The organism is Actibacterium pelagium (genome assembly GCF_002285415.1).
GTDB lineage: Bacteria > Pseudomonadota > Alphaproteobacteria > Rhodobacterales > Rhodobacteraceae > Actibacterium_B > Actibacterium_B pelagium.
This window is the reverse complement of the sequence record NZ_NSBU01000007.1, coordinates 394,202-416,600: the sequence shown is the minus strand read 5'-3', so window position 1 is coordinate 416,600 and position 22,399 is coordinate 394,202. Positions and strand designations below refer to the sequence as shown.

General features: G+C 59.6%; 23 protein-coding genes. 13 read left to right on the top strand and 10 right to left on the bottom strand.

Annotated features, from left to right (window positions below):
• The first annotated feature begins 164 nt into the window (after positions 1 to 164).
• The gene (gene rsgA, locus CLM58_RS10985; protein ID WP_095595974.1) at positions 165 to 1,229 is read left to right on the top strand and encodes a ribosome small subunit-dependent GTPase A; all 1,065 of its coding nucleotides are present in this window, start codon (positions 165 to 167) and stop codon (positions 1,227 to 1,229) included.
• Positions 1,230 to 1,232: 3 nt separating this feature from the next.
• Here rsgA and tgt read toward each other — a convergent pair whose 3' ends face one another.
• Positions 1,233 to 2,363 carry a tRNA guanosine(34) transglycosylase Tgt gene (gene tgt / locus CLM58_RS10980; protein ID WP_095595973.1) on the bottom strand — a complete coding sequence of 377 codons (1,131 nt, stop codon included), beginning with the start codon at positions 2,361 to 2,363 and terminating at the stop codon, positions 1,233 to 1,235.
• Positions 2,364 to 2,437: 74 nt separating this feature from the next.
• Here tgt and rimK point away from each other — a divergent pair, with 74 nt between their 5' ends.
• The 4 genes from rimK to tpiA all read left to right on the top strand — a co-directional run bounded on the left by rimK (position 2,438) and on the right by tpiA (position 5,577).
• Positions 2,438 to 3,844: a 30S ribosomal protein S6--L-glutamate ligase gene (rimK, locus tag CLM58_RS10975; protein WP_095597065.1), complete on the top strand. Its 1,407-nt coding sequence runs from the start codon at positions 2,438 to 2,440 to the stop codon at positions 3,842 to 3,844.
• A gap of 185 nt (positions 3,845 to 4,029) precedes the next feature.
• A complete protein-coding gene (locus tag CLM58_RS10970; RefSeq protein ID WP_095595972.1) occupies positions 4,030 to 4,392 on the top strand; it encodes an SUF system Fe-S cluster assembly protein in 363 nt (120 codons plus the stop codon).
• A 1-nt stretch (position 4,393) separates the two neighbouring features.
• Positions 4,394 to 4,765 carry a HesB/IscA family protein gene (locus CLM58_RS10965; protein WP_095595971.1) on the top strand — a complete coding sequence of 124 codons (372 nt, stop codon included), beginning with the start codon at positions 4,394 to 4,396 and terminating at the stop codon, positions 4,763 to 4,765.
• Between the two features lie 71 nt (positions 4,766 to 4,836).
• On the top strand, positions 4,837 to 5,577 hold the full coding sequence (gene tpiA / locus CLM58_RS10960) for a triose-phosphate isomerase (protein ID WP_095595970.1): 741 nt from the start codon (positions 4,837 to 4,839) through the stop codon (positions 5,575 to 5,577).
• 84 nt (positions 5,578 to 5,661) lie between these two features.
• On the opposite strand, the gene CLM58_RS10955 is transcribed toward tpiA, so the two are convergent.
• Both CLM58_RS10955 and CLM58_RS10950 read right to left on the bottom strand, forming a co-directional pair.
• Positions 5,662 to 6,129, bottom strand: a complete 468-nt coding sequence (locus CLM58_RS10955) for an Lrp/AsnC family transcriptional regulator (RefSeq protein WP_095595969.1) — start codon at positions 6,127 to 6,129, stop codon at positions 5,662 to 5,664.
• A 172-nt stretch (positions 6,130 to 6,301) separates the two neighbouring features.
• Positions 6,302 to 6,790: a hypothetical protein gene (locus tag CLM58_RS10950; RefSeq protein WP_095595968.1), complete on the bottom strand. Its 489-nt coding sequence runs from the start codon at positions 6,788 to 6,790 to the stop codon at positions 6,302 to 6,304.
• A gap of 131 nt (positions 6,791 to 6,921) precedes the next feature.
• On the opposite strand from CLM58_RS10950, the gene infC reads away from it, so the two are divergent.
• The 3 genes from infC to CLM58_RS10935 all read left to right on the top strand — a co-directional run bounded on the left by infC (position 6,922) and on the right by CLM58_RS10935 (position 8,735).
• Positions 6,922 to 7,530 carry a translation initiation factor IF-3 gene (infC, locus tag CLM58_RS10945; RefSeq protein WP_444541766.1) on the top strand — a complete coding sequence of 203 codons (609 nt, stop codon included), beginning with the start codon at positions 6,922 to 6,924 and terminating at the stop codon, positions 7,528 to 7,530.
• A gap of 156 nt (positions 7,531 to 7,686) precedes the next feature.
• Positions 7,687 to 8,286 (top strand): SAM-dependent methyltransferase, encoded by a 600-nt coding sequence (locus CLM58_RS10940; RefSeq protein WP_095595967.1) that lies wholly within the window; start codon positions 7,687 to 7,689, stop codon positions 8,284 to 8,286.
• A gap of 245 nt (positions 8,287 to 8,531) precedes the next feature.
• Entirely contained in the window at positions 8,532 to 8,735 is a 204-nt protein-coding gene (locus tag CLM58_RS10935; RefSeq protein ID WP_095595966.1) for a YgaP family membrane protein, read from the top strand.
• Between the two features lie 79 nt (positions 8,736 to 8,814).
• Here the strand turns inward: CLM58_RS10935 and CLM58_RS10930 are convergent, their stop codons facing one another.
• From CLM58_RS10930 to CLM58_RS10905, 6 genes are all read right to left on the bottom strand, one after another.
• Positions 8,815 to 9,600, bottom strand: coding sequence for an FAD binding domain-containing protein (locus tag CLM58_RS10930; protein ID WP_095595965.1), 786 nt, complete (start codon positions 9,598 to 9,600; stop codon positions 8,815 to 8,817).
• Between the two features lie 14 nt (positions 9,601 to 9,614).
• A complete protein-coding gene (locus tag CLM58_RS10925) occupies positions 9,615 to 11,981 on the bottom strand; it encodes a xanthine dehydrogenase family protein molybdopterin-binding subunit (RefSeq protein WP_095595964.1) in 2,367 nt (788 codons plus the stop codon).
• Positions 11,982 to 12,006: 25 nt separating this feature from the next.
• Positions 12,007 to 12,492 (bottom strand): (2Fe-2S)-binding protein, encoded by a 486-nt coding sequence (locus CLM58_RS10920; RefSeq protein ID WP_095595963.1) that lies wholly within the window; start codon positions 12,490 to 12,492, stop codon positions 12,007 to 12,009.
• Positions 12,493 to 12,599: 107 nt separating this feature from the next.
• Positions 12,600 to 13,610, bottom strand: coding sequence for a molybdopterin-binding protein (locus CLM58_RS10915; protein ID WP_095595962.1), 1,011 nt, complete (start codon positions 13,608 to 13,610; stop codon positions 12,600 to 12,602).
• Complete coding sequence (locus CLM58_RS10910) at positions 13,610 to 14,584, bottom strand: XdhC family protein (RefSeq protein WP_095595961.1); 975 nt, start codon at positions 14,582 to 14,584, stop codon at positions 13,610 to 13,612. The genes CLM58_RS10915 and CLM58_RS10910 overlap by 1 nt, the downstream gene beginning before the upstream one ends.
• Before the next feature lie 9 nt (positions 14,585 to 14,593).
• On the bottom strand, positions 14,594 to 15,841 hold the full coding sequence (locus CLM58_RS10905) for a vWA domain-containing protein (protein WP_095595960.1): 1,248 nt from the start codon (positions 15,839 to 15,841) through the stop codon (positions 14,594 to 14,596).
• A 34-nt stretch (positions 15,842 to 15,875) separates the two neighbouring features.
• Here CLM58_RS10905 and CLM58_RS10900 point away from each other — a divergent pair, with 34 nt between their 5' ends.
• Complete coding sequence (locus CLM58_RS10900; RefSeq protein WP_095595959.1) at positions 15,876 to 16,178, top strand: hypothetical protein; 303 nt, start codon at positions 15,876 to 15,878, stop codon at positions 16,176 to 16,178.
• Positions 16,179 to 16,180: 2 nt separating this feature from the next.
• On the opposite strand, the gene CLM58_RS10895 is transcribed toward CLM58_RS10900, so the two are convergent.
• On the bottom strand, positions 16,181 to 17,095 hold the full coding sequence (locus tag CLM58_RS10895; RefSeq protein ID WP_095595958.1) for an AAA family ATPase: 915 nt from the start codon (positions 17,093 to 17,095) through the stop codon (positions 16,181 to 16,183).
• A 211-nt stretch (positions 17,096 to 17,306) separates the two neighbouring features.
• Here CLM58_RS10895 and CLM58_RS10890 point away from each other — a divergent pair, with 211 nt between their 5' ends.
• From CLM58_RS10890 to CLM58_RS10875, 4 genes are read left to right on the top strand one after another with little or no spacing between them, the layout of a single operon-like run.
• A complete protein-coding gene (locus tag CLM58_RS10890) occupies positions 17,307 to 18,341 on the top strand; it encodes a glycosyltransferase family 2 protein (RefSeq protein ID WP_095595957.1) in 1,035 nt (344 codons plus the stop codon).
• Positions 18,334 to 18,990, top strand: coding sequence for a sulfotransferase family protein (locus CLM58_RS10885; protein ID WP_188720436.1), 657 nt, complete (start codon positions 18,334 to 18,336; stop codon positions 18,988 to 18,990). The genes CLM58_RS10890 and CLM58_RS10885 overlap by 8 nt, the downstream gene beginning before the upstream one ends.
• Positions 18,987 to 21,323, top strand: a complete 2,337-nt coding sequence (locus CLM58_RS10880) for a glycosyltransferase family 2 protein (RefSeq protein ID WP_095595956.1) — start codon at positions 18,987 to 18,989, stop codon at positions 21,321 to 21,323. The genes CLM58_RS10885 and CLM58_RS10880 overlap by 4 nt, the downstream gene beginning before the upstream one ends.
• Positions 21,324 to 22,379 carry a glycosyltransferase family 2 protein gene (locus CLM58_RS10875; protein WP_095595955.1) on the top strand — a complete coding sequence of 352 codons (1,056 nt, stop codon included), beginning with the start codon at positions 21,324 to 21,326 and terminating at the stop codon, positions 22,377 to 22,379.
• Positions 22,380 to 22,399: the final 20 nt, after the last annotated feature.

The window sequence follows — 22,399 nt, the reverse complement described above, 5'->3', positions numbered from 1 at the left end:
ACCCTTCAATATACCTTTGAATTGGGTCTGCCGCCCAGATTGCCGGGGCTCTGCGCCGGTCTGGCGCCAAATCGTCGGATTTACAGACCCTCGGCGAAAGCCTAGCCTGCTGCGGAAATGACTCAGGCTGTTTCAGACTACTTACTGCAGGACACCCAACACTGATGGCACGCGGCAAGATCCCGGACTTTCTGAACACCCAAGTTTCGCAGGGTCGAACGGGTGATTTGCTGGTGTTTGGGTTCAAGCCGAATTTCGCGCGCCAACTGCCGGACGCCCCTGCTGACACGCGGCCCGTGCGCGTGACCGCCGTCCATCGCGACCGGCTGGACCTAATCAGCCCCGATGGCCCCTCGACCTGCCCGCAATTCGACAGCACCACCGTCGGCGACTGGCTTTGGTTGGACGATCAGGGGCAGCCTATGGGCCTGCTGGAACGATCCAGCCTGTTCAAGCGGCGCGCCCCGGGCAAGGACCGGCGGGAACAGCTGATCGCGGCCAATGTCGACACGCTGTTCATCGTCAGCTCCTGCAATCAGGACTTCAACATCGCCCGGCTAGAGCGCTACCTCGCGCTGGCCTACGAGGCCGGCGTCACCCCCGTAATAGTGCTGACCAAGATCGACCTGACAGACGACCCCAATACCTATCGCCGGCAGGCAGAGGCGCTTCAGCCCGGCCTGCTGATCGAAGCGATTGATGCCACCAACCCCAATGACATCGCCGTGCTGCGCCCATGGTGCAAGCCGGGCGAAACCGTCGCGCTGGTCGGCTCTTCTGGCGTGGGCAAATCCACCATCGTCAACACGCTGCTAGGCGACACCATGATGGCAACGGGCGCGATCCGCGAAGACGATGCCAAAGGCCGCCACACCACATCCTTCAGACAGATGTTCCGCATTCCGGACGCGGGCTGGATCATCGACACGCCGGGCATGCGAGAGCTGCAACTGGCCGACGTCCGCGAAGGCATCGACGAGGTCTTCTCGGACCTCTCTGAACTTGCCCACCAGTGCAAATTCAACGACTGCCAGCACCAGACCGAACCGGGCTGCGCCATTCAGGCCGCGATAGAGGCCAATGACGTTGACCCCGCGCGCGTGGCCCGCTGGCGCAAGCTGCTGGCCGAGGACGCCTATAACGCCAAATCCCTGCACGAACGCCGCGCCGAAGACAAAGCCTTCGGCAAGATGGTGAAAGATGCGATGAAGCCCAAGCGAAACCGCTAAAGGCTACAGCGGCTCGATATCGCCCTGCGCCCGCTTGGCGTGGAAATCTGCTTCGAATGCCTTGAACTGCCCCGCCGCAATCGCGTCGCGCATGCCCTGCATCAGATCCTGATAATATTGCAGGTTGTGCCACGTCAGCAGCATCCCCGAGATCATCTCGTTCGAGCGGAAGACATGGTGCAGATAGGCCCGCGAATAGTTCTGACAGGCCGGGCAGCTACAGTTTTCATCCAGCGGACGCGGGTCGTCCTGATGGCGGGCGTTCTTGATGTTTACCACACCATTACGGGTAAAGACCTGCCCCGTCCGGCCCGACCGCGACGGCAGCACACAGTCCATCATGTCCACACCGCGCGCCACGGCGCCCACAATGTCATCAGGCTTGCCAACACCCATCAGATAGCGCGGCTTATCGGTGGGCAGCATGTCGGTGGCAAAGTCCAGCGTATTGAACATGGCCTCTTGCCCCTCGCCCACGGCCAGACCGCCGATGGCATAGCCGTCAAACCCGATCTCGCGCAGCGCCTCGGCGCTTTCTTGGCGGAAGTCCTGCTCCAGCCCGCCCTGCTGGATGCCGAACAAGGCATATCCCGGGCGGTCGCCAAAGGCGTCTTTGGACCGTTGCGCCCACCGCATAGACAGGCGCATGCTTTTGGCAATGCGGTCACGATCCGCGGGCAGTGCCGGGCATTCGTCGAAACACATGACAATGTCCGACCCCAGCAGCTTTTGGATTTCCATCGACCGTTCCGGCGTCAACTCGTGCCGGGACCCGTCGATATGCGACTTGAACGTCACGCCCTTCTCGGTCAGCTTGCGCAGCCCGGCAAGGCTCATCACCTGAAACCCGCCACTGTCGGTCAGGATCGGCTTGGACCAGTTCATGAACTTGTGCAGCCCACCCAACCGGTCGATGCGTTCCGCCGTCGGCCGCAGCATCAGGTGATAGGTGTTGCCAAGCAAGATATCCGCCCCTGTCGCGGCCACGCTTTCCGGCATCATCGCCTTCACGGTCGCAGCCGTGCCCACCGGCATGAACGCCGGGGTGCGGATGTCGCCCTTGGGCGTGTGGATCACACCGGTCCGAGCCATCCCGTCGGTTGACGTCAAATCAAAGTTGAATTTCTCTGTCATTGCTGATCCTGAGTGCTTTGAGCTGGAATGGCGGGTATATGCGATTCTGGCGGGATTCCAAGACAGGTGGAAACATGGACAAGATTTCGAACGCCGGCGAACCGTTTCGTTTGGGCTGGGAAGAGTGGCTATCTTTGCCCGAACTCGGCCTGCCCGCCCTGAAGGCCAAGATTGACACCGGGGCACGGACCTCGGCCCTGCACGCTTTCGATATCGAACCTTTCGGCCCCGCTGCAAAACCGAAAGTGCGGTTTGCCGTGCACCCGATACCGGGTCGCACAGACGTGACCATCGCCTGCTCTGCGCCAATCACCGACCGGCGCGAGGTGACCAGTTCGAACGGGGAAACCGAACTGCGCTATGTCATTACCTCGCAGTTGACCATGGGCGACCGGTCTTGGCCGATCGAGATCACCCTGACAGACCGGGGCACCATGGCTTATCGCATGTTGCTGGGACGTCAGGCCCTGACTGAAGACCTTATCGTTAGTCCAACGGACAGTTTCTGCCAGCCGCAACTGTCCTATGACATTTACGCCTCACCCTCTGTCCGAACTAGCGCCCCGCCCCGGTCGCTGCGCATCGCGATCCTCAGCCGCGAGGCGAACAACTACTCCACCCGCCGCCTTGTCGACGAAGGTGAAGCCCGCGGCCACGTGGTCGAGGTCATAGACACCCTACGCTGCTACATGGCGCTGAACGCGTCCTCGCCAGAGGTCCATTACGACGGCAAACGCCTTCCCCGCTATGACGCAGTGGTCCCGCGCATCGGCGCGTCAATCACCAGTTATGGCACCGCTGTTGTGCGTCAGTTCGAAACCACGGGTACCTACTGCGTGAACGGCTCTGATGGCATCACGGCCAGCCGTGACAAGCTGCACGCCCATCAGATCCTTGCCCGCCACCGGATCGGCATGCCCGTGACAGCCTTCGCAGCCTCACCCAAGGATACGAACAACCTGATCGGGCTCGTCGGGGGTGCGCCCCTAATCGTGAAACTTCTGGAAAGCACCCAAGGCAAGGGCGTGGTTCTGGCCGAAACTAAAAAAGCGGCGGAGTCCGTGATCTCGGCCTTCAGGGGCCTGCGCGCCAGCTTCCTTGTACAGCACTTTGTAAAAGAGGCCGCTGGCGAAGACATCCGTTGCCTGGTCGTCGGCGGCAAGGTCGTCGCAGCCATCAAGCGCACGGCGCAACCCGGAGAGTTCCGTTCGAACCTGCATCAGGGCGGTGCTGCCAGTGCGGTAAAGATTACCAAGGAAGAACGCGCTGCTGCAGTTCGCGCGGCTCGGGCTTTCCGCCTGAACCTTGCAGGCGTCGACCTGCTGCGCTCTGAAGAAGGCCCCAAAGTGCTCGAGGTCAACTCCTCCCCCGGACTGGAAGGGATTGAACGCAGCAGCGGCAAGAACATCGCCGCGCACCTTTTTGACGAGATCGAAAAGAACATGCGCCCCGCACCGACCCGCAAACGTGTAACAAGCTAATCAGGGCAGGCGTATTAACCTTTGCGCCCCGCTCAAAGGTCATATGCAACTCATATGGCAGTCATATGCAGGTCATACTGCCCGCACAGCCCATGTGCTTAAACGTAAACAATGCGTCCAGAACGCACCTTTACGCCCCGGGTCTTAAACCCTATATCTTTGGTCGGAATTAAGGACAGACGACTATGACCGAGCAAACTCAACCGATGGAGGGCGCCCCCCTCATCAAGCCTTCGACCACCGAGCACCCGCTGTTTGACAGCGTGATCGAGGCATGTCGCACGGTTTACGACCCCGAGATTCCGGTGAATATTTACGATCTTGGCTTGGTCTATACGATTGAAATTACAGACGAAAATGAAGTTTCGATCATCATGACCCTGACCGCACCCGGCTGCCCCGTTGCTGGCGAAATGCCGGGCTGGCTGGCCGAGGCGGTAGAGCCGCTGGACGGCGTCAAACAGGTCGACGTGCAGATCACCTGGGATCCGCCCTGGGGTATGGAAATGATGTCGGACGAAGCTCGTCTGGAACTGGGATTCATGTAAAATGTTTGGCATTCCTGGCAAAAACGCGGTCACCATGACCCCCGCTGCCGAAGCGCAAATCGCCCGCCTCATGGCCCGCGACGGCCACAAAGGCCTGCGCATCGGCCTCAAGAAAGGCGGGTGCGCGGGAATGGAATACACCATGGAATTCGCCAACGAGATTGACGCGAATGACGAGGTTGTCGAACAGGGCGACGCCCGCGTGATGATCGCCCCTATGGCCCAGATGTTCCTGTTCGGAACCGAGATCGACTATCAGACCAGCCTGCTGGAAAGCGGCTTCCAATTCAACAACCCCAATGTCGAAGACGCCTGCGGTTGCGGCGAGTCGATCAAGTTCAAAGACGTATCCGAACTCGACCTCCCTCAATAGGCAATTTGCCCGTTTCCCTGCCCCACACGACAAGATAGTGTGATCGCGAATTAACGCAGATGAGGGATAGGATGCGAAAACTCGCCGCAGGAAACTGGAAAATGAACGGCACTTCTGCCGAACTGTCCGAACTGGATGCCTTGGCAAAAGTTCACGCCGAGTCCTCTGTGGACGTGCTTATCTGCCCTCCTGCAACGCTTTTGTCTCGCGCCGCCGACCGCGCTGGTAATTCAATCTTTGTGGGTGGCCAAGACTGCCACGCCGCCAAATCTGGCGCACACACTGGTGATATTTCTGCGGACATGCTGAAAGACGCGGGCGCAACTCATGTCATCCTTGGCCACTCGGAGCGCCGGACCGACCACGGGGAAACCGACGCCACTGTGCGCGTCAAAACCGTCGCGGCCCTTGGCGCAGGTCTGCTACCTCTCGTTTGCGTTGGTGAAACCGAAAGTGAACGTGACGCGGGCGATACGCTCGACGTTATCCGTTCACAATTGGCCGGCTCCCTGCCCGATGATCTGAACGGGGCGGATTTCGTCGTCGCTTATGAACCGGTCTGGGCAATTGGCACGGGCCGCGTCCCGACGCTGTACCAAATCGCCGAGGTTCACGAACTGATGCGCGCTGAACTTACCGGTCGCTTCGGCTCGTCAGCAAATGAAACACCCCTCCTGTACGGGGGCTCTGTCAAACCCGGTAATGCAGCTGAAATTTTCGCCACCTCGAACGTGGACGGCGCATTGGTCGGCGGTGCTTCCCTAAAAGCCAGCGACTTCGGTGCCATCATCCAAGCGCTAGAGGCCGCCTGACCCCAGACCACAATTACCAAGGCCGCCCTCACAGGCGGCCTTTCTACGATAGACTTGCGCCACCCGTGGGTGGCGCTCTGCTTTCTAAACATCTATCGGCAGAACCGTCGTCGCCTTGATCTCTTCCATCGACAAAAGCGCCGTCACATTGTGAATCTTCACCTCTGCGATCAGTGCTTGATAGAAAGCGTCATAAGCCCGCGCATTGGGCACCCGGACTTTCAGGATATAATCAATATCCCCCGCCAAACGGTGCGCTTCCAGTACCTCGGGCCGCGAATGGAGTGTCTCTAGAAACGCCTTCTGCCAGTCGGCCTCGTGCTCGGAAGTTCGGATCAGAACGAAGAAACACGCCTCCAGCCCCAAAGCCTCTGCATCCAGCAAGGCCGTCTGCCCCTTGATCACACCGGCATCGCGCATTTTGCGAATACGATTCCAGACAGGCGTCTTTGACGACCCAACCTTACGTGCAATCTCGTCCAAAGACTGCGATGCATCCATCTGAAGCTCGTTCAGAATCTTTTTGTCTATCGTGTCCAATGCATTCGACATCACGGTTTCCCGGGAAATTGTTTCTGTTCACAGCGACTCTGCTGACTAGTATCGAAAACATTTCCCCCAAACAAGCCGCCAATGAGAACAAAGAAAAAGCCGCGACCCGAAACGGATCGCGGCTTTCCTGCTCGATGGGTTCAGCAAGTCAAAGCCTGCCAAACTCCGAAAATCAGTTGTTGGTAATGACCTTTTTCAAAGCATCAGTGGCAGTGTCCACGGCCGAGTCCGTAGCCGTTTCAGCGGCACCTTCCACGGCCTGAGTGGCCGCATCTTCGACAGCCTCTTTCACGGCGTCTGTGGCGGCTTCGGTCGCCGCCTCGGCAGCTGCTTCGCCTTGCTCACCAAGGTTCAAAGCGTCACCCAAAGCTTCTTTGGCTTCTTCAACGGCGCCCTCAACGGCCTCGGTGGCTTTCTCTTCCAATTGTTCAGCGGCACCATTCAGGACCTCTTCGGCCTCTTCCACTACGCCCTCAACGGCGTCCTGAACCGTTTCTACGACGTCTTCTGCCTTGGGGGTCTCCTGCGGCAATTCAAACGGTTGCTTAGGCGCCTCGGTGGTCGTCACCGGTTCAGGCGTACCCTGCTGACTTTGAAACACAAAGAATCCACCCAAGGCCACGACGGCCAACGCTATTACCAAGATAACTGTTTTAGACATCTTAATGCCCCCTTTCAAATCTTACCGGTCTACCTAGGTAGCGTGCCCCAACACTAACAGGGGGAAAATCCCATCGAAATACCCCGCACCGCGGCCCCGCAACATTTATCGGCTCGGGTAAGACTATCGGGTTGAAAGACAGGCCCCTCACGTCTATTTTTCCGCCACCTGAAATCTCAGAAGGAACAAGGACCATAGCCCGCAGACCTCATAACGCGCCCCCGCAGCGCGACACCGGCCCTCGCGTCAACGACCGTATTCGCGCACCTGAAATTCGCCTGATTGGCGCTGATGGTGAGAATATTGGCGTTGTGCATCCTCGCAAAGCCATGGATTTGGCAGCAGAGGCAGGCCTGGACCTGGTGGAAATCTCGCCCAATGCAACGCCGCCCGTGTGTAAGATCATGGACTTCGGCAAGTTCAAGTATGAACAGCAGAAGCGTGAATCCGAAGCCCGGAAAAAGCAGAAAATCATTGAGGTCAAAGAGGTCAAGTTCCGCCCCAACACGGATACGCACGACTATGACGTCAAGATGCGCAACGTGTTTAAGTTTTTGGAAAACGGCGACAAAGTGAAGGTGACCCTGCGCTTCCGTGGCCGCGAGATGGCTCACCAGAACCTTGGCCGCGAACTGCTAGAGCGGGTCGCTGAAGACATCAAGGAAATCGGCAAGGTCGAGAACATGCCGAAGATGGAAGGCCGCCAAATGGTCATGATGATCGGCCCGCTTCCCAAGTAAGCTGATCCAGATTGTATTCGAACGCCCCCGTTTTCGGGGGCGTTTTTATTTGCATAATAGGCCTATGAAGATTGCGTGCAGAACCTGTACATACGAATGTGCGCGACGATGCTGGTTTCGGGCTATCCTGCCCCATCTTTGAATTGGAGCCTGCCAATGTGGGAAGAACGGTTTTCTGCCACGGAAGAGTTCGTCTTCGGAACAGAACCCGCCCGATTCATGACCGAGCACAGCCAACACTTCACCCCCGGCGCCACGGCCCTGTCCGTGGCCGATGGCGAAGGCCGCAACTCTGTCTGGATGGCACAACAAGGGCTGCCGGTCACTGCGCTGGAATACGCGCCTTCGGCCATCTCCAAGGCACGGACATTGGCGGAGGCACGCGGCGTGGCGGTCGATTTTCGTGAAGCGGATGTACTGGCCTATGACTGGTCCGAGCAGTTCGATCTGGTCGTCGGCGTGTTCTTTCAGTTCGTCGGCCCCGAGGGGCGGAAAGTGATATTCGACGGGATGAAACAGGCGGTCCGTCCCGGCGGGCTGATCCTGATCCACGGCTATACGCCCAAACAGGTGGACTACGGCACCGGCGGCCCATCAAACCCCGCGAATATGTACACCGAGGATCTGCTTGCCGAGGAATTCGCCGGATGGGATATCATCGAGAACCGCGCCTATGAGCACGAAATTCAAGAGGGCAAAGGGCACTCTGGCATGTCGGCGTTGATTGATTTCGTGGCGCAGAAACCTTTGCCTTGAAATTGATCTTGGTAATCAGGTTGTTCTGCTCAAAAACCTGCCTTCGCATCGGAACTTAGAAAGCGTCGAATCGTGGGAGCGACGGAACGCTTTGCGTCCCGCCGGACGTTGCTTCTGGGCGTGTTGAGCAGTATTTCGGGGTGAAGCTTTTACGAACGGCTTCCTGGCGACACCGCGAGTCTCCCTCAAATTGGAAAAGAGCGTCGTTTTCGTGCATAATTCGTGCCATCACAGAGGAGGGAACTATGACCGTTGAACGCTCTATTCTTTTGATTGTTGGTGTAATTGTTCTGGGAAGTGCTCTTCTAGCCGCTTTCCATAGTCCGAATTGGCTTTGGGTGACGGGCATCATGGGGGCGCATCTGGTGCAGGCGTCCTTTACCGGGATGTGCCCTGTTGTCATGACACTGAAGAAGCTTGGTTTTCCGACAAAGGCTGGCTTCGCCTAAACACTGCGTAACTCGAACTTCCAATGAGAAAAGCGCGCCCTCTCAGGCGCGCTTTTCCTTTGTTTATGGGTCGCGCCGGTTAGCTGGCTGCCGCAACCGCCCGCTTGGTCATCACACCGATTAGATGCGCGCGGTAGGCCGCGTCGCCGTGCAGGTCGCTGATCAGACCGTCAGCAGAGGCCGACAAGCCAGCCACCGCGTCGACACTGAAGTTGGCGCTTAGCGCCTCTTCTGCCTCGGTCCAGCGGAAGACGCCGTCTTCCGAGGCGCCAGTCACTGCGACACGGACGCCATCGGCGTATTTGGCGACGAACACACCAACCAGCGCAAAGCGCGAGGCGGGTTGTTCGAACTTCGCATAGGCCGCGGCGTCGGGGACCGGGAAGCGGACAGCGGTGATGATCTCACCTTCTTCCAAGGCGGTGGTAAACATGCCCTCGAAGTAGTCGTCCGCCGCGATCTCGCGCGTGTTGGTCACGATGGTTGCGCCAGAGGCCAGTGCTGCTGAAGGGTAGCAAGCCGACGGGTCGTTGTTGGCCAGCGAGCCGCCGATAGTGCCGCGCGAGCGGACCGCCGGGTCACCAATGTTGCCAGCCAGAGCAGCCAGCGCCGGATAGGCCCCTGCCCCTGCAGCAACAGCGGCATGGCTGGTGCCACCGCCAATGGTGACGGTACCGCCATCAGCCGAGATGCCTTTCATCTCGGCAATGCCGGACAGGCTGACCAGTTTGCTTGGAGAGGCCAGTCGCTGTTTCAGCGTCGGGATGAGGGTTTGACCCCCACCCAGTGCCTGCGCGTCCTCGGTTGCCAATGCTGCGACCGCTTCTGCGATAGTGCTCGGGCGTTCGAAATCAAATTCATACATGGGATGATCCTTTCTTACCCGTTCATTGCAGCCCAGACGCGCGATGGCGTCAGTGGCATATCTATGTGAGTGACATCATGGCCCGCGCTACGCAGCGCGTTGACGACGGCGTTCACAACGGTCGGCGGAGAACCGATGGCCCCGGCCTCACCACAGCCTTTCACACCAAGCGGGTTGTGCGTGCAGGCGGTGCCGTTCGAATGGTCAACGACCATCTGGGGCATGTCATCGGCGCGCGGCATGGCGTAGTCCATATAGGACCCGTTGGTCAGCTGACCGTCGGCGTCGTAGGTGCCGACCTCTAGCATGGCCTGACCGATGCCCTGACCCAGGCCACCCTGAACCTGACCTTCCACGATCATTGGGTTGACCACGTTGCCGAAGTCGTCGCAGGCGACGAATTTCAGAATGTCGACTTTGCCGGTTTCGGGGTCGACCTCGACCTCGCAACCATAGGCACCCGACGGATAGGTGAAGTTCGCCGGGTCATAGAAGGCGGTTTCCTCTAGCCCCGGCTCGATGTCTTCCAGCGGGAACTCGTGCGGGATATAGGCCTTCAGCGCCACATCGCCGAAACCGACCGATTTGTCGGTTCCTGCGACGGTGAACTGACCATCGACCAGCTCGATATCTGCATCCGATGCTTCCAGCATATGGGCCGCGATCTTCTTGCCTTTGTTGATGATCTTCTCGGTGGCGCGGACAACTGCCGAACCACAAACCGCCAGCGAGCGCGAGCCATAGGTGCCCATGCCGAAGGGGATCTTCGAGCTGTCACCGTGGACGATGTCAATCGAAGCCTCGTCGATCCCCAGCATCTCTGCCACGACCTGCGGGAACACGGTTTCGTGGCCCTGACCGTGGCTGTGCGCCCCGACCATGACCGAGATATTACCGGTCGCGTTTACGCGGACGGTCGCAGCGTCATACAGGCCAACACGGCTACCCAACTGGCCCACAAGGTTCGACGGCGCGATGCCGCAGGCCTCGATGTAGGAGTTGATGCCGATACCGCGCAGCTTGCCGTTCGCTGCACTTTCAGCGCGGCGCGCTTCAAAGCCAGCAACGTCCAGACGACGCTCGAGCGTGTCCATCAGAGCATCATAGTTGCCGATGTCATAGGACAGGCCCACCGGGGTGGTGTACGGGTACTGATCGGGCTGGATGAAGTTCTTCCGGCGGATTTCAATCTTGTCGATCCCCAACTCATCGGCGCATTTGTCGATGACACGTTCGATCGAATAGGTCGCCTCGGGGCGGCCCGCGCCGCGATAGGCGTCAACCGGTGCGGTGTTTGTGAAGACAGTCTTCACGTTCACATAGACATTCGGAACTGTGTACGTGCCAGCCATCAGCGTGCCGTGTAGGAAGGTCGGCGTCGCGGTCGAGAAGTTCGACAGGTAGGCGCCAACATTCGCAAGGGTCTCGGTACGGAAGGCGATGAAGTTGCCCTCTTTATCGCAGGCGAGTTCAATCTTGGTGACGTGGTCACGACCGTGCGCGTCTGTCAGGAACGCCTCAGAGCGCGATGCAGTCCACTTGACCGGACGGGCCAGTTTCTTTGCCGCGGCCAGAACCAGCGCCTCTTCACCGTAGTGATAGATTTTCGAACCAAAACCACCACCAACGTCAGGTGCGACAACGGTCAACTTGTTCTCGGGGATCCCCAGAACGAAGGCCGAGATCAGCAGGCGCGTCAGGTGCGGGTTCTGCGACGTGGTGTAGAGCTTGTACTCGTCGGTGCCCGGGTCATAGTCGCCAATGGAAGCGCGCGGCTCCATCGCGTTCGGGACGACGCGGTTATTGATCAGCTCGAGCGTGGTGACGTGCGGGGCGTTCTTGATTGCCTCGTCGGTGGCCTCGCGGTTGTCTTCGATCCAACCCCAGTCGAAACACTGGTTGGTGCCGATTTCGTCATGGACGAAGGTCGAGCCAGACAGAGCTGCTGCCATGTCGATAACGGCGGGTTGCTCTTCGATGTCGATCTCGATCGCCTCGGCCGCATCGCGCGCCTGTTCCGGGGTCTCAGCGACGACGGCGGCATAGGCATCACCTACGTGACGGACCTTGCCGTGCGCCAGAACCGGGCGCTTTGGCTCGTGCATCGGGGTGCCATCACGGCTGGAGATCGCCCAGCCCGCGGGGTTGCCGCCGACCTCGACAAAGTCTTCGCCGGTGAATACCGCCAGAACGCCGGGCATTGCCTCGGCCGCTGATGTGTCGATGGATTTGATAACACCATTGGCCACGTCCGAACGCGCGAAGCACGCGTAAGAGGTGTTGGCCAATTGGATGTCGTCTGTGTACTTTCCTCGGCCGGTCAGGAACCGGACGTCTTCGCGCCGCTTGGGGCTGGCGCCAATGCCATTGTCTTTGGGCATGTAATATCCTCCCTAAAGGTGACGCTTATTCAGCAGCCATGCTGCTGACGTCCTGACCGGACGCGGCCATGATCGCCTTGACGATGTTGTGGTAACCGGTGCAGCGGCACAGGTTGCCTTCGAGGTAGTCGCGAATTTCTGCCTCGGAAGGCTTCGGGTTCTCTTTCAGCAGAGACGCCGCCGACATAACCATGCCGGGGGTACAGAAACCGCACTGCAGGCCATGATGCTCTTGAAACGCAGCCTGAATGGTGCCTAGCGAACCGTCGGGGTTTGCCATGCCTTCTAGCGTGGTGACCTCGGCGCCTTCGGCGTCTGCGGCGAACATGGTGCAGGCCTTCACGGCTTCGCCATTCACATGCACAACACAGGCGCCGCACTGGCTGGTATCACAGCCGACATGGGTGCCGGTCAGGCCCAGCCCCTCTCGCAGGAACGTCACGAGCAGAGTGCGTCCCTCGATCTCTCCGGAAACGGCCTTGCCGTTCACGGTCATGGATACGTTTGTCATTTGATAGAGTCCTCCCGGAAAATCTTCTGCGAAAGTTAATCACGGAAGTGCTGACTTGAGAACCTCGAGTCGCGAAAAATCCGGTAGTCCTTTGGTCGTAGAGACTGCTAGGCCTTGGTCTTACGCTCTCGTGGATGGGGGCGTGTGGGGATTTCCTTGAGCAATCCCCCGACCCCCATTCGGGCAAAATCATCACTGGAAATCTCTAGCCCGCAGGCCACGCGTTCCAGCACCCAGTCTGCCCCATTCAGCGCGGGGGATCGTGCACAACCTGGCAGTCCGATCACCGGTTTTCCCATTAGATCGCCAAGGAACAAAAGGTTGCCGGGGTCGACGGGCATCCCGAAACGCTGTACCTTCCCGCCCGCCTTGCGCACCGAATTTGGGCCAGTGTCGTGCAGGTCCGAGGTCGCCGATCCGGTCAGGATCAGCTGCATGTCACCCTTCAGGGATTTCAGGGCGTCGGCCATCGGGCCCGACTTATGGGGCACCACCTTCACCTCGGCCAGCGTCACGCCAAGAGCGGCCAACCGAGCGGCAATGACCTTTTCAGCCTTCGTCGAGATCGTGGCCTTCTGGCCCGGAACTTCGGTCAGCAAAAGCCCCGCCGACTTTCGGATAACCGGCTTGACGCGAAGCGCGGCACGGGCGGCTGCGCAGGCGTCGTCCAGCGCCCCGCCGGGCACCGCGTAGCCGATGATTTTCACTGTCCCGACCAGCAGGCCCTCGGTCACGCGCATCATTGGCGGCAGCGTCGCCAATGTGATTTCGGGGTGGATGCTGTTAAGGTCATGGATCGCCTCGGCGTCCAGTTCGACCACCCCGTGGCAAGCCGCGTTCAGGTTCACCCGGCCAGTGAAAGCATGGGACCGGATCAACCCGGCACGCTCGGGGTATGGCACGATGGCGCGGGCCAAACGGTCGGCTGCGGTGTTTTCGGCGACATCGTCCCGTTCCAGACGGGCGACGGTGACTTGATCGATGCCTGCCCCTGCAATCCGTGCGATATCTTCGGCGTCTAAAATGGTGCCCTTCTTAAGCGCACCGCCTTTCAGCTTCAGCGAATGGGCAAGGATCGCGCCTGCGGCGTCCTGCGTATCTACCGGACCGAACTGCATCAGCCTTTCCTTAGTGTCTGAGTGATCTGGGCCATGACCGAGACCGCGATTTCCGCAGGGGATTTGCCGCCGATATCAAGGCCGACAGGCGCATGGATACGCGCGATTTGCTCTTCGGTCAGGCCGGCCTCGGTCAACCGCGCCACGCGTTTGGCATGGGTGCGGGTCGATCCAAGGCAGCCCAGATAGAACGCCTCAGAGGCCAGTGCGACCTTAATCGCGGGATCGTCCAGTTTCGGGTCGTGGGTCAGGGTGACGACGGCTGTACGCGCATCCAGACCGATCTGTTGAAGCGCCTCATCCGGCCATTCGTGCAGGATGGTCTCGCCGGGGAAACGCGCGTCAGAGCCAAAGGCCTCTCGCGGGTCGACAAGCGTCGGGTCGTACCCCGCCAGCCGCGCCATCGCGACCAAGGGCTGGGCGATGTGGACCGCGCCCACGATCATCATCCGTAGCGGGGGATTGTGGATTGCCACGAAGGTCTCACCATCTTCCTCGATCCCAGAGCGATCCATGCGGAACCGATCAGCAACCTTCGGATCGTCGCGGTCCAGCAATTGGCGCTGCCATGTCTGGGTGTTCACGCAATAGGCCACGGGACGCCGCGCAGCGCGGGCTTCTACCAGTTCGGCCAGCATCGCTTCGGGCATGGCCCCGCCGATCGGTTCGACCATAACACGGATACGCCCGCCGCAAGCCAGCCCGACGGCAAAGGCCTCTTCATCGGCGACGCCAAATTCCAGAACGCGGGCTTTGCCGTCATCCAAGGCGTCAATCGCCTCGGCCACAACAGCGCCCTCGACACAGCCACCAGACACAGAGCCCTGTAATTCCGCATCGCCAGAGATCACCAACTGCCCGCCAACTGGACGCGGGGCGCTGCCCCAGGTCTCGATCACAGTAGCCAAGACGGCGCCGCGTCCCTCGCGGTGCCATGCCAGTGCGGTTTCGGGCATCTGTTCGTGATCTTGCATCTTTTCCTCTTAGGCCATGGCCATCAGACGTGTTTTGTCGCCTGCATCTTTGGCATTTGCAATCACATCTGCCAAAGCCTCTAGCGAAGCAACGTTGTGCCCCGCCACCAGCGTATCAGCAAAAGGCAGCATCGTGCGAATGCCTTCGGCACGCGGCATGAACCCGTCGAAACGTAGAAGCGGGTTTATCCAGATCAAGCGCCGGGCCGACAGTTGGAGGCGTTGCATTTCGCGCTTCAGCTGCTCGATATCGCCGCGTTCGAGCCCATCAGTGACCAGCAACACGACCGCGCCACGTGACAGAACCCGGCGCGACCAATCGCGGTTGAAGTCATGCAGGCAATCGCTGATCCGCGTTCCGCCTTCCCAATCCTGCGCTTGCGATCCCGCAGCGGCAAGGGCGGCATCCACGTCGCGGGTGGCCATATGGCGGGTGATGTTGGTCAGGCGCGTGCCAAAAGTGAAACCGTGCACACGTGCCCAGCCCTGCCCCTTGGCGTTGCTGACCGCGTGCAGAAAATGCAGCACCATCCGGCTGTATTGCGACATCGAGCCGGAAATATCACAAATCACCACCAGATCAGGCCAGCGCTCTTTCGGGGCGCGGTGGTTCAGGGTCGTAATCTCTCCGCCTTGCCGCATAGAGCTTCGCATGGTGGCCCGCCAGTCAGGCTTGCGCCCGTGAACCTTGGGGGCCATACGGCGGGTTCGAATGGGTGGGACCGGCAGGGTCAGTTTGGCCAGCATGCGCTTGGCTTCTGCTATTTCGGACAGGCTCATCTGTTCGAAATCGAGCGTCTTCAACCGTTCCTGAGAAGTTGAAGTGGTCCGCGCGTCGATTTCCAACTCTGTCCCCTGCTCTTCTTCAAGGTCCGGCAGATCGAACTGATCCTGATCCAGCAGGGCCTCTGCGGCGCGTTTGGCAGCAGCAGCGGCTTTGTGCTCCTCGTTCACTCCGCGCACCATGGGCGACAGCATCGAAATCATGTGCTCCAGATACTGCGGATCGCGCCAGAATAGGCGGAAGACCTGAACAAACACGGTGTGATGTTCGCGCTTAGAAACGAAACAGGCGTGCAACACCCAGAAGAAGTCTTCACGACGGGAAAACCCTGCGGCCTGCACAGCCCGAACGGCGCGTATCACCTGACCGGGGCCCACCGGAAGACCGGACTTTCGCAAAGCACGCGCAAACCAGATGATGTTGCGCACAAGGGCGCCATCTTCGTTGACATCAATGGGGTTGAGTTCGACCATTTGCGAATCTCCCATAAGGTGTCATAGTCGCCGCATGAACCAACCGCTCGCCAGGGGTGCCTTGCCCACGGGGTGGGTTCGTCTCAGCCCCAAAGTCAGTGCAGCGCTGACCGAACGCCTGCTTGCCGAGCAGAAGCGGATGGCCTTGTTGACCCAAGGCTTGTTGACCGTGGTCGCCCGAAACGAGGCTAAGAACGCGTTGTTGGTGCAATGTGATCCGACCGGCCGAAACTTTTACGTCACGCATCTGACCGGAGCCACGCAAAACTTTCTGAGCAGCAAGATGGTATCCGTCTCGACAGTGGCGGAGCTGGCCGAGGCACTGCAACCTAGCTGACATCAGATGACCATCTGCAGGTCGGCCTTGGCGGCATCCAGCATGCGTTTGATTTCAGAGTTCTCAAGCTTCTGAATGTCGTCCTGATACTTCAGGATCGCGCCCAGAGTGTCAGCGATGACTTCAGGCGACAGGGTGATCACATCCAGCGCCAGCAGGCATTTCGCCCAGTCGATTGTCTCGGCCACGCCGGGTTTCTTAAACAAGTCCTCTCCCCGCAGCTTGTGGACGAAAGCTACGACCTCGCGGCTGAGCTTCAGCGCTGCTTCGGGCGCGCGGGCTTGAAGGATCTCGACCTCACGCTCGAAGCCGGGATAGTCAACCCAGTGATACAGGCAGCGACGTTTGAGCGCGTCATGAACCTCTCGGGTGCGGTTCGAGGTCAGGATGACGATCGGCGGCTCTGGTGCACGGACGGTGCCCAGTTCGGGAATCGTAACCTGAAAATCGGAGAGGGCCTCCAGCAAGAACGCTTCGAACGGTTCGTCGGTGCGGTCGACCTCGTCGATCAGCAGGACCGGGGCGCCACCGGGTTGCGGGCGCATGGCCTGAAGCAGCGGGCGTTCGATCAGATAGTCCTCGGTGAAAAGCTCTGTCTTCAGCAATTCGCGGTCCGCGCCACCCGATGCTTCAGCCGTTCGAATCGCGATCATCTGTTCGGCAAAATTCCATTCGTAGACAGCGCTGGCGGAATCCAGACCTTCATAGCATTGCAGTCGGATCAAATTACGCCCCAATGCCGCGGCAATGGCTTTGGCGATCTCGGTCTTGCCGGTCCCGGGCTCTCCCTCCAGAAACAGGGGACGCCCCAGTTGCAGCGACAGAAACGCGACCGTCGCCAATGGGCGGCCACAGACATAGTTCTGCTCTGCCAGCATCTGCTGGATGTCTTCTATCGAGCCCGGACTATTGCTCATGACGTCTCCCCTCAGGCGTTTCCCTATGGAAGGCACCGCTTGCCGTCGGGGTCAAGCGGCACGAAAGTTGCAGATGGCCAACTGTGGCAGAGATCACCCCGGTTCGAATTGACCTGCGACGGTGGATTTGGCACTAATCCCGGCAATCAAAGAGCAAACAGGCGACTGACGGAATGATCCTGATCAAGACCGCAAGGCGAAAGGCGCATGAATGCGCATAACAGCCGTCACCTGTGTCAAGAACGAGGGCCCCTTCCTGCTGGAATGGATCGCCTTCAACCGGCTGATTGGCGTGACCGATCACCTGTTTTATTCCAACGACTGCACCGATGGCACCGACACGATGCTGGACGCATTGGCCAAGCGTGGCGGCGTGGTGCATTTGCCCAACCCGGCCGAGGGGCGGAACTACCAGATGGAGGCGCTGAAGGACGCGCGCCGTCAGAAGGTTGTGAAGGACGCAGACTGGGTCTGGATCGCGGATGTCGACGAGTTTCTGAACATCCGCGTCGGCGACGGAACAATCCCCGCGCTGATCGCGGCTTGTGGGAACCCTAAGGCCATTTCGGCGACATTCCAGTTCTTCGCCAATGACGGGATCAAGGACTACGAAGACAGGCCGGTGATCGAACAGTTCACGCGGTCGCATAACCCCGACATGTGGACAGATCAGGCCGCGCAAGAGGTCAAGACGCTGATCCGCAAGGACTTCCCCGTGCAGTATTACGGCGCGCACCGGCCGTTCTTCAAAGACGGGTTGCCCGCCGACAAGCTGCCCGCGTGGACCGATTGCGCGGGGCGAGAAGTGCCAAACAAGTTCCTGCATGCCGCCAACAAGCGCCGCATCCGAAAGTTCCCCGCCAAGGGTGTACGCGCCTTTGCGACGCTAAACCACTATGCGCTGCGGTCGCTGGACAGCTATCTGGTCAAGAACGACCGGGGTGATGTGAACCGCGAGAACCGCAATTTCGACGACACTTATTGGCGCGAGCGGAATGACGGGGCGTATGAGGATACCTCGATCCAAAGCTACCTGCCCCGACTGAAAGAAGAACTGACCAAGCTGAAGTCCGATCCAGAGATCGCACGCCTGCATGATCAGGCCGTCGAAGCCCACCGTGCGACGCGGGACCGGTTGATGCAGCAGGACGACTATCGCGCGCTGTACGATCACCTGCAGACGTTGCCGCAGGAGTCTCCGCAAGAATTGGCGCTGATCGAGATGCTGGACGGTGTCGATGGATGAGCTGAAGGTCATCAATCTGGGGCTTCCGAAATCCGGCACCACGACGCTGGCCGAGGCCCTTCGTCAGGCGGGGCTTCTCGTCGCCGACTGGCGTATCCGCAAGGGCGAAGGCAGCAAGGCCCGCCTGCAGTCTCATTTCGTTGGCAAGCTGATGTACAAGGCTTATTTCAACACCGGCAATCCACTGGCGCGGCTTGGTGATTTTGATGCGTTCACGGAAATCAGCGTGGTTCGCGACGGGTTGTGCCTGTGGCCGCAGACCGACCTTGGCCTGATCACCGCGATCGAAGAATTCCATCCGGGTGTGAAATTCCTGCTGTCCTACCGGGATTCCGTAGCCCTGAGCGACTCGATGGAGCGTTGGTCCGACCTTGGATCAGACCGCCTGCCCGACAACCCGATCCCCGGCCTGCCCGTAGGTTTTGGCCACCGCCATCCGCACCGGCTGCGCTGGATCGAAGGGCATTACGAATTCTGCCGCCGTGTCTTTGCAGGACGTGATAACTTTCTGGAGTACGACATCGAAGACCCCGAGGCGCCCACGAAAATCGGCGCCTTCCTGGGCCGTGACCTGCCGTGGTGGGGCGTTGAAAACTTCAACGAATACCGCACCTCCGACACCGATATTGAAGGAGAGGACGCGTTTTGAAGCTGACCCTTCATATCGGCCTGCCTTCGGCGGGCACCCCGGCGATGCAGTCGGTTCTAGATGCCAAGCGGAACCAGCTGGCAAGCAAGGGCGTGCTTTATTCGGCGTCTCTTGGTCGAAAGAACCACACGCGCCTGTTCATGGCGGTCACCGACCCCGATCACATTGATCCGCTGCGGGTGGCCCGGGGTTTTGCCGGGCGTCAGGCTCAAGCGCGGCTACACGCGGATGTGCTGGCCGAACTGAAGGCCGAGATTGCGCGAAGTGATTGCAAAAGGCTGATCCTGTCGGCCGAGCAACTGGCCATCAGCCTTTATCACCGGTCTGAACTGGTGCGCCTACGCGAGTTTCTGGACGAGGTGGCCGACGAAGTCTCTATCGTCTGCCATGTGCAGGAACAGGCGCGCGCCATGCTGCGCAACTATATCGGACAGGTCATGGCCGGGCGGACCACCCCGCTGACCCGCGATCTGGAGTTGATGGCAGAGGCCGACTGGGAAACCGCTTGCCTGAACCAATGGCCCAAGACCCCGCAACCTGCGCATAAATCGCCCGAGGTGGTCGCCCCCGCCTTCTGGCTGGACTATGGCCGACTAGTAGAGCGTTGGGAGGACGTCTTTGGCGAAGGCCGCGTCACGCTGCGCCCCGCCCTGCCGGAAGACCCTAGCCCAAAACAAGTGATGGACGAGGTCTGCACCGCTTTCGACCTGCCGCGCTCTATTGGCAAGGCCGATCCTGTTGGCGCGCCCACGCTGCCCTCTGCCGCGTCGCTGACCCGCGCGCGGTTGCTGAACGAAGGCTTCGCCAAGCTGATTACGACCGGCAAAATCATACCCCGTCGCCTGTGGCGCATCCTGCATGCCGAGGCTTCGATCCCTGGCCCTGCGCCTGTTGCGGGACAGTTGGCAGAGGTCTCTGCCCGCTTCAAAGCGATGAACGCAGAGCTGATCGAACGGTTTCCCGACATCGCGCCCGCCTTGGTACCGGATGATCCGATTTCCAATTGGCAAGAGGCAGACCCGGACTTTGGTTTCCGCGCGTCGCAATATCTTGCCGCCTATTTGCCACGGATCGAAAAGGCGACGCAGGACACAAGGCGCGAACACCTGAAGGCGGTGATTTCGCAGAGGGAGACCGCCAAAGAAGTTCTGTCGCCAGAAGCCGAACAGCTGCTTCCCCCCTTGGCTAAAGCGAACTTTGAGCGGCTGCGTGGTGGCCCCTTTGCCCCAAGCAACCGGTTGGCCAAGGGCGATCTGACCCGGCTTGGCGCCGACTACCCGCCCGCCCCGGCGCGGAAGCTGCCGAAGGGATCAACCGGCAAGGTGATCGTTGGCTGCATGAAGAATGAAGGCCCCTACATCCTTGAATGGGTCGCCTATCACCGGGCCATCGGCGTCGACAATTTCCTGATCTACACCAACGGGTGCGAGGATGGGACAGATGAAATTCTGGATCGCCTGCAAGAGATGGGAGTGCTTCAGCACCGGCTGAACGATGACTGGAAGGGGCAGTCTCCGCAGCAATACGCGTTGAATCAATCCAAGAAGGAACCAGTGATCCGGAAAGCCGAATGGCTGATCCATATCGACGTGGACGAGTTCATCAACGTGCGTTGTGGCAATGGCACACTGGATGATTTTCTGGAACTTGTCCCAGAGGCGACGAATGTCGCCATGACATGGCGCATGTTCGGCCACAACGGCGTGACGGACCTGTCAGATGATCTGGTGATCGACCAGTTCACCCGCTGCGCCCCCAGTTTTTGCCCAAAGCCGCACACGGCGTGGGGTTTCAAGACCATGACGCGGAACCTTGGGCTTTATGGCAAGCTTAGCTGTCACCGCCCGAACAAACCCGATCAAAGCCGCCTTGCACAGGTGGCTTGGGCCAATGGCTCTGCCCAGCTTTTAGGACAGGACCTTAAAACCGGCGGCTGGCGGTCGTCGAAAGGCAATATCGGCTATGACCTGCTGCAACTGAACCACTATGCGCTGCGCTCTGCTGAAAGTTTCCTGATCAAGCGTCAGCGCGGGCGTGCGCTGCATGTGGATCGATCAATCGGGCTGAACTATTGGATCCGGATGGATTGGAACGACCACGAAGACCATTCGATCCGCCGCAACAGCACGCGGGTGAAGGCAGAATTGGACCGCCTGAAACAGGACCCCGAACTGGCTAAATGGCATGACAAGGCTTGCGCTTGGCATCGCGCCAAGGCGGACGAGTTGCACAAGGTGCCCGAGTTCGAAAAGCTGTACCAACGCGCCCTGACCCTGAAGCTGACCGCGATGGAGCGCGTGTCCTACGCCCTAGCCTTGGACATGGAGAGTTAGATGCGGGCGCTGGCGGTTCTGACGGTTCGCAACGAGGGCGCCTTTCTGCTGGAATGGCTGGCTCACCACAAAGCTGTTGGCTTCACCGATTTCCTGATCCTGTCGAACGACTGTCAGGACGGCACGGATGCCATTCTGGACCGGCTGCAAGACATGGGCGAGATCGCCCATATGCCCAACGATCCACCTTATGACGGCGGCATCCAGTGGGCAGGCCTGAAGAAGGCAAACAAGCATCCATTGGTCCGCCAGGCCGACTGGATCTTGACGTTGGATGTCGACGAGTTCGTGAATATCCATGCGGGCGATCACACGCTGCCCGCCCTGCTGGCCGCCCTGCCCGAGGCAGGCGCCATTCCGATCACATGGAAGCTGTTTGGCAATGCCGGGATCGACCGGTTCGTGGATGAACCGATCACCGAACAATTCACTATGGCGGCGCCAGAGCAAATGAAATGGCCGTGGCGGGCGGCGATGTTCAAAACGCTTTATCGCAACGACGGGACCTATGGAAAACTTGGCGTTCATCGCCCCCGGCAACCGGACAAGACCCGACTGAATGAGATGCGTTGGTTCGATGGCTCTGGCCGTGAATTGCCGGCACAGATCAAGACCAGCAGGATTTTCTCGAACTACCATCTGGAAAACCACAATCTGGTCCAGTTGAACCACTACCCTCTTGGCGCCAAAGAAAGCTATCTTGTGAAATGCGACCGGGGCCGGGCCGTACACGGACGCGATGTGCTGGGTATGGATTACTGGGTAGAGCGGAATTTCAACACGGTCAAAGATAGCTCGATCGCCAGCCTGCGCCCCCAAATGCAAGCCCATCTGAACGCCCTGAAAACCGATCCCGTTCTGTCGGACCTTCATGGCGCATCGGTGGAGTGGCGGCGCGCGCGGTTTGCGGCCCTTTTGATGGATGAAGAGCTACGCGCACTTTACGGTCGCCTGCTTCTTACCCCCTCCAGCCAGCCCCTGTCCAAGGCCGACGCGCAGTTCATGCATGAGGTCGGGCTCAAAGCACAAAAAACCTCTTCCGGTTCAAAAACGTAGCCAATTCCACGAATTCGCCC

Excerpts from the sequence above, each read along its gene's own strand:
- rsgA (WP_095595974.1), top strand. The coding sequence starts at position 165 with ATGGCACGCGGCAAGATCCCGGACTTTCTGAACACCCAAGTTTCGCAG.
- tgt (WP_095595973.1), bottom strand. The coding sequence starts at position 2,363 with ATGACAGAGAAATTCAACTTTGATTTGACGTCAACCGACGGGATGGCT.
- rimK (WP_095597065.1), top strand. The coding sequence starts at position 2,438 with ATGGACAAGATTTCGAACGCCGGCGAACCGTTTCGTTTGGGCTGGGAA.
- CLM58_RS10970 (WP_095595972.1), top strand. The coding sequence starts at position 4,030 with ATGACCGAGCAAACTCAACCGATGGAGGGCGCCCCCCTCATCAAGCCT.
- CLM58_RS10965 (WP_095595971.1), top strand. The coding sequence starts at position 4,394 with ATGTTTGGCATTCCTGGCAAAAACGCGGTCACCATGACCCCCGCTGCC.
- tpiA (WP_095595970.1), top strand. The coding sequence starts at position 4,837 with ATGCGAAAACTCGCCGCAGGAAACTGGAAAATGAACGGCACTTCTGCC.
- CLM58_RS10955 (WP_095595969.1), bottom strand. The coding sequence starts at position 6,129 with ATGTCGAATGCATTGGACACGATAGACAAAAAGATTCTGAACGAGCTT.
- CLM58_RS10950 (WP_095595968.1), bottom strand. The coding sequence starts at position 6,790 with ATGTCTAAAACAGTTATCTTGGTAATAGCGTTGGCCGTCGTGGCCTTG.
- CLM58_RS10940 (WP_095595967.1), top strand. The coding sequence starts at position 7,687 with ATGTGGGAAGAACGGTTTTCTGCCACGGAAGAGTTCGTCTTCGGAACA.
- CLM58_RS10935 (WP_095595966.1), top strand. The coding sequence starts at position 8,532 with ATGACCGTTGAACGCTCTATTCTTTTGATTGTTGGTGTAATTGTTCTG.
- CLM58_RS10930 (WP_095595965.1), bottom strand. The coding sequence starts at position 9,600 with ATGTATGAATTTGATTTCGAACGCCCGAGCACTATCGCAGAAGCGGTC.
- CLM58_RS10925 (WP_095595964.1), bottom strand. The coding sequence starts at position 11,981 with ATGCCCAAAGACAATGGCATTGGCGCCAGCCCCAAGCGGCGCGAAGAC.
- CLM58_RS10920 (WP_095595963.1), bottom strand. The coding sequence starts at position 12,492 with ATGACAAACGTATCCATGACCGTGAACGGCAAGGCCGTTTCCGGAGAG.
- CLM58_RS10915 (WP_095595962.1), bottom strand. The coding sequence starts at position 13,610 with ATGCAGTTCGGTCCGGTAGATACGCAGGACGCCGCAGGCGCGATCCTT.
- CLM58_RS10910 (WP_095595961.1), bottom strand. The coding sequence starts at position 14,584 with ATGCAAGATCACGAACAGATGCCCGAAACCGCACTGGCATGGCACCGC.
- CLM58_RS10905 (WP_095595960.1), bottom strand. The coding sequence starts at position 15,841 with ATGGTCGAACTCAACCCCATTGATGTCAACGAAGATGGCGCCCTTGTG.
- CLM58_RS10900 (WP_095595959.1), top strand. The coding sequence starts at position 15,876 with ATGAACCAACCGCTCGCCAGGGGTGCCTTGCCCACGGGGTGGGTTCGT.
- CLM58_RS10895 (WP_095595958.1), bottom strand. The coding sequence starts at position 17,095 with ATGAGCAATAGTCCGGGCTCGATAGAAGACATCCAGCAGATGCTGGCA.
- CLM58_RS10890 (WP_095595957.1), top strand. The coding sequence starts at position 17,307 with ATGCGCATAACAGCCGTCACCTGTGTCAAGAACGAGGGCCCCTTCCTG.
- CLM58_RS10885 (WP_188720436.1), top strand. The coding sequence starts at position 18,334 with ATGGATGAGCTGAAGGTCATCAATCTGGGGCTTCCGAAATCCGGCACC.
- CLM58_RS10875 (WP_095595955.1), top strand. The coding sequence starts at position 21,324 with ATGCGGGCGCTGGCGGTTCTGACGGTTCGCAACGAGGGCGCCTTTCTG.